Genomic DNA, 5,250 nt, shown 5'->3' on the forward strand with positions numbered 1-5,250 from the left:
GCGTCACCGTGACCTGAACACGGTGACGCCGCTGCAGGTTTCCGGCGATATCTCCGGGTATCCGCCGATGCCGACGGTGGCCGGAACCGTACGGTCCGCAGGAGGGCCGGAGTCCGCGAGGGAACCCTCAGGCCCTTCCCAGCGTCCGGGTCACCTCGATCTCGATCACCACGCGGGACGGATTCGGCGTCGGCACCCTCTGGTACCGCTCCGCGTACCGCCGCTCCGCGTCCGCGACCAGGTCAGGGTCCGTGCGGACGAAGGCCCGCCCCTCCAGCGTCGCCCAGCGGCCCCTGTCCAGCTGGCACACCGCGACCCGGGCCCCGTCCGGCCCGGCAGCCCTGACGTTCCGTACCTTCACGCTCCCCCCTCGCGTGATCACCCGAGCCAGTCGTGCCTCGGGATCGTATGTAACGCCGACGGGCACCACGTGCGGGCTGCCGTCCGGGCGGAGGGTCGTCAGGGTGCACAGATGACGCTCCTGCCAGAAGGCGAGGTACGACGCGTCGGGGGCACCCGAAGGTGTGGAATCCGTGTGAGGGGTGGTCATGGACCGGAACCTAACGCCACGATGCCTCCCGCACGACACCTTGAGTGGAATAGACTCAACTTTGTGTACGTTGCTCAAGTCAGTTAGGGAAGCGCCGGGGCGACGGCTGAGCCAAGGAGGAGAACGCGAACGTGGACGCCGAGCTGACCAACAGGAGCCGGGACGCGATCAACGCGGCCAGTAACCGGGCCGTGTCGGAGGGGCACCCGGACTTCACCCCCGCCCACCTGCTCCTGGCTCTGCTCCAGGGTCAGGACAACGAGAACATCATCGACCTGCTGGCCGCCGTCGACGCCGACCAGGCATCCGTGCGCGTCGGCGCCGAGAAGATCCTCGCGGGCCTGCCCAGCGTGACGGGGTCCACCGTCCCGCCGCCCCAGCCGAGCCGCGAGCTCCTCGCCGTGGTCGCCGACGCGCAGGCGCGGGCCAAGGAGCTCGGGGACGACTACGTGTCGACCGAGCACCTGCTCATCGGCGTCGCGGCCAAGGGCGGCCAGGCCGGGGAGGTGCTGGCCCAGCAGGGGGCCGACGCCAGGAAGTTGCAGGACGCCTTCCAGAAGGCGAGGGGAGGGCGCCGGGTGACCACCTCCGATCCCGAGGGGCAGTACAAGGCCCTGGAGAAGTTCGGAACCGACTTCACCGCCGCCGCGCGGGAAGGAAAGCTCGATCCCGTCATCGGGCGCGACCAGGAGATCCGGCGGGTCGTGCAGGTGCTCAGCCGCAGGACCAAGAACAATCCCGTGCTCATCGGTGAGCCGGGGGTCGGCAAGACCGCCGTGGTGGAGGGCCTTGCCCAGCGGATCGTCAAGGGTGACGTGCCCGAGTCCCTCCGGAACAAGCGGCTCGTCGCGCTCGACCTGGGTGCGATGGTCGCCGGTGCCAAGTACCGGGGTGAGTTCGAGGAGCGGCTGAAGACCGTTCTCGCCGAGATCAAGGACTCCGACGGGCAGATCATCACGTTCATCGATGAGTTGCACACCGTCGTCGGCGCCGGGGCCGGCGGTGACTCCGCCATGGACGCCGGCAACATGCTCAAGCCCATGCTCGCCCGCGGTGAGTTGCGCATGGTCGGTGCGACCACGCTGGACGAGTACCGCGAGCGGATCGAGAAGGACCCCGCCCTGGAGCGGCGGTTCCAGCAGGTGCTGGTCGCCGAGCCCACCGTCGAGGACACGATCGCGATCCTGCGCGGGCTCAAGGGGCGGTACGAGGCCCACCACAAGGTGCAGATCGCGGACAGCGCGCTCGTCGCCGCCGCCACGCTCTCCGACCGGTACATCACCTCGCGGTTCCTGCCCGACAAGGCCATCGACCTCGTCGACGAGGCGGCCTCCCGGCTCCGTATGGAGATCGACTCCTCGCCGGTCGAGATCGACGAACTCCAGCGCGCCGTCGACCGGTTGAAGATGGAGGAGCTGGCGCTGGAGAAGGAGACCGACGCGGCCTCGCGCGAGCGGCTGGAGCGGCTGCGCCGCGACCTCGCCGACAAGGAGGAGGAGCTCAGGGGGCTCACCGCCCGCTGGGAGAAGGAGAAGCAGTCCCTCAACCGCGTCGGTGAGCTGAAGGAGAAGCTGGACGAGCTGCGCGGCCAGGCGGAGAGGGCCCAGCGCGACGGCGACTTCGACACCGCCAGCAAGATGCTCTACGGCGAGATCCCCACCCTGGAACGGGACTTGGAGGCCGCCTCCCAGGCAGAGGAGGAGGCCGCCAAGGACACCATGGTCAAGGAGGAGGTCGGCTCCGACGACATCGCCGACACCGTCGCCGCCTGGACCGGCATCCCGGCCGGACGCCTCCTGGAGGGCGAGACCCAGAAGCTGCTGCGGATGGAGGACGAGCTGGGCCGCCGGCTCATCGGCCAGACCGAGGCCGTGCGGGCGGTGAGTGACGCCGTACGGCGGTCCCGCGCGGGCATCGCCGACCCCGACCGCCCCACCGGCTCCTTCCTCTTCCTCGGCCCGACCGGTGTCGGCAAGACCGAGCTCGCCAAGGCGCTCGCGGACTTCCTCTTCGACGACGAGCGGGCCATGGTCCGCATCGACATGTCGGAGTACAGCGAGAAGCACAGCGTGGCCCGCCTCGTCGGCGCCCCGCCCGGATACGTCGGCTACGAGGAGGGCGGCCAGCTGACCGAGGCCGTGCGCAGGCGGCCGTACAGCGTCGTACTCCTCGACGAGGTCGAGAAGGCGCACCCGGAGGTCTTCGACATCCTCCTACAGGTGCTGGACGACGGGCGGCTGACGGACGGCCAGGGCCGTACGGTCGACTTCCGCAACACCATCCTGATCCTCACCTCGAACCTGGGCAGCCAGTTCCTCGTGGAGCCGCTGACGTCCGAGCAGGAGAAGAAGGAGCAGGTGCTGGAGGTGGTGCGGACCTCCTTCAAGCCGGAGTTCCTCAACCGCCTGGACGACCTCGTGGTCTTCTCCGCGCTGAACAAGGAGGAGCTGGAGCGCATCGCCCAGCTCCAGATCGAGCGTCTCGCCCGGCGTCTCGCCGAGCGCCGCCTCAGCCTGGACGTCACGCCCGCGGCCCTGGCCTGGCTCGCGGACGAGGGCAACGACCCGGCGTACGGCGCCCGCCCGCTGCGCCGCCTCGTCCAGACCGCCATCGGCGACCGCCTCGCCAAGGAGATCCTCTCGGGGGAGGTCAAGGACGGCGACACGGTCCGGGTGGACGCCTTCGGCGACGGCCTGATCGTGGGTCCGGCGACGGGCAAGACGCTGTAGCCGTCGGCCACGGAGTCGGCCACGGCGTCGGACTGAGTCGGCCACCGCGTCGTCACCGTCCGCGACAGCGGTAATGCGCCACGCGGTGGAGCCCGTAAGCCATGCAGGTTGCCGGGCATGGGGCAAGAGAGAGAGGGTGGAGTTGTACGTCTGGTCTCAGTGATGGCCGGACGAGCCAGACGACCCGGGAGTACCCAGTATGTCCATCGACCCGTCCTCGATTCCGAACTTCGGGGGCCAGCCCGAGCCGCAGCCCCAAGGACCGGCGGGCCCCGTCGTCCCGGATCAGGACCTCGTGAAGCAGCTCCTCGACCAGATGGAGCTGAAGTACGTCGTCGACGACGAGGGTGACCTCGCGGCGCCGTGGGAGCAGTTCCGTACGTACTTCATGTTCCGCGGCGAGGGCGACCAGCAGGTCTTCTCGGTACGGACGTTCTACGACCGGCCGCACAAGATCGATGAGAAGCAGACGCTGCTGGAGACGATCGACGACTGGAACCGTCGCACGCTGTGGCCCAAGGTGTACAGCCACACCCACGACGACGGCACCGTCCGCCTGATCGGCGAGGCGCAGCTGCTGATCGGCACGGGCGTCAGCCTGGAGCACTTCGTTTCGTCGACCGTGAGCTGGGTGCGGGCGGCCATCGAGTTCGACAAGTGGCTCGTGGAGCAGCTCGGCCTCGCGGAGGACGTCGAGGAGGCGGAGAAGCCCGACGACGAGGAGGAGTAGGACACCGGCCGACCGGTAGTCCTCACAGGGGCGTCCTCACAGGGGCGTCTGGTTGACCACGACCAGGAACGCCCCGTAGACGAAGGAGAGCCCGGCCAGGGCACCGACCACCACGGTCGCGTGCCAGGGCCGGGCTCTCGCCGTCCGTACCAGCGCCCGCGCCGGCGGCAGCAGCAGCGGGAAGGCCGGCAGCAGGAAGCGCGGCTTGCACTCGAAGTACCCGGCACCGCCCAGCGCGATCACCAGCAGGACGCCGGAGTACACCACCAGCACCAGGGGCGCGCGGTCCACCACCAGCAGCGCGAAGAGCACGATCGACACCGCCACGGCCACCATCGCCATGGGGAACACGAAGCGTCCGCCGTTCAGCACCAGGTGCCGGGCCTGGTGCAGAGCGCCCACGCCGAAGTCGAAGCGCGAGCCCCATCGCCGCTGGACCGCGAAGTACCCGCCGAGCGGATCACCTGTGCGCACCCCGACCCACAGCACGTACCCGCACCACCCGAGCGGTGCGAGCGCGGCGCCCGTCCACAGCCTGTGGGAAACGTTTCGCCCGCGCCGCCGCACCACCTCGTACGCCGCCGCCACGAGCACCGCCGCCGCCACCGCGAGCCCGTTCGGCCGGGCCAGCCCCGAGAGTGAGGCCAGTACGCCCGCCCACACCCAGCGCCCGGTGAGCACCGCGTACAGCGACCAGGCCGCGAGGGCGGTGAGAACTGGCTCCGTGTACGCCAGGGACAGCAGGACGGAGTGCGGCAGCACGCCCCACAGCAGGACGAGCGCGACGGCGACCCCACGGCCGTACAGCAGCCGCCCCACGGCGTACAGCCCGCAGGCCGCCGCCCCGGCGGCCGCCCAGGACACGACCAGTCCGGCCGCGCCGCCGCTCAGCGGGGTGACCTCGGTGACGGCCCGTACGAGTCCCGGGTAGAGCGGGAAGAAGGCGTAGTCGCTGGCGATCTTGGGCGGGTAGTGCTCGATCCGCCCGTACCCGTGCGCCGCGATCCCCACGTACCAGCCCGAGTCCCAGGACCGCCCGAGCAGCCACAGCGGGTTCTTGCCGTAGGCCCACGCGGTCGCGGTGAGGACGGCGACACCGGTGAGCCGGGCGGCGAGGAAGAGCCCGAGGGCCAGGACGACCGTAGGGGGTCGCGCTCCAGGGGGGCGCGCTCTAGGGGTTCGCGCCACGGAGCGGACGTGATCCTTGGGGCGCCGGGTGTCCTCGCGGGCGGGGGCCGGGG

General features: G+C 70.4%; 4 protein-coding genes. 2 read left to right on the plus strand and 2 right to left on the minus strand.

All coding sequences use genetic code 11. The features are described 5' to 3' along the window. Positions 1–127 precede the first annotated feature (127 nt). Positions 128–550, minus strand: a complete 423-nt coding sequence (locus FNH08_RS43915; RefSeq protein ID WP_152777100.1) for a PPOX class F420-dependent oxidoreductase — start codon at positions 548–550, stop codon at positions 128–130. A 131-nt stretch (positions 551–681) separates the two neighbouring features. Here FNH08_RS43915 and clpB point away from each other — a divergent pair, with 131 nt between their 5' ends. Beyond that, positions 682–3,279, plus strand: a complete 2,598-nt coding sequence (gene clpB, locus FNH08_RS43920; RefSeq protein WP_322726424.1) for an ATP-dependent chaperone ClpB — start codon at positions 682–684, stop codon at positions 3,277–3,279. Between the two features lie 199 nt (positions 3,280–3,478). Further along, entirely contained in the window at positions 3,479–4,009 is a 531-nt protein-coding gene (locus tag FNH08_RS43925) for a YbjN domain-containing protein (protein ID WP_152777101.1), read from the plus strand. A 36-nt stretch (positions 4,010–4,045) separates the two neighbouring features. On the opposite strand, the gene FNH08_RS43930 is transcribed toward FNH08_RS43925, so the two are convergent. Next, a partial coding sequence (locus tag FNH08_RS43930; RefSeq protein WP_407704572.1) for a hypothetical protein occupies positions 4,046–5,250 on the minus strand: 1,205 nt, incomplete at its 5' end.

It is taken from the genome of Streptomyces spongiae (assembly GCF_009377185.1).
GTDB classification, from domain to species: Bacteria; Actinomycetota; Actinomycetes; order Streptomycetales; family Streptomycetaceae; genus Streptomyces; species Streptomyces spongiae.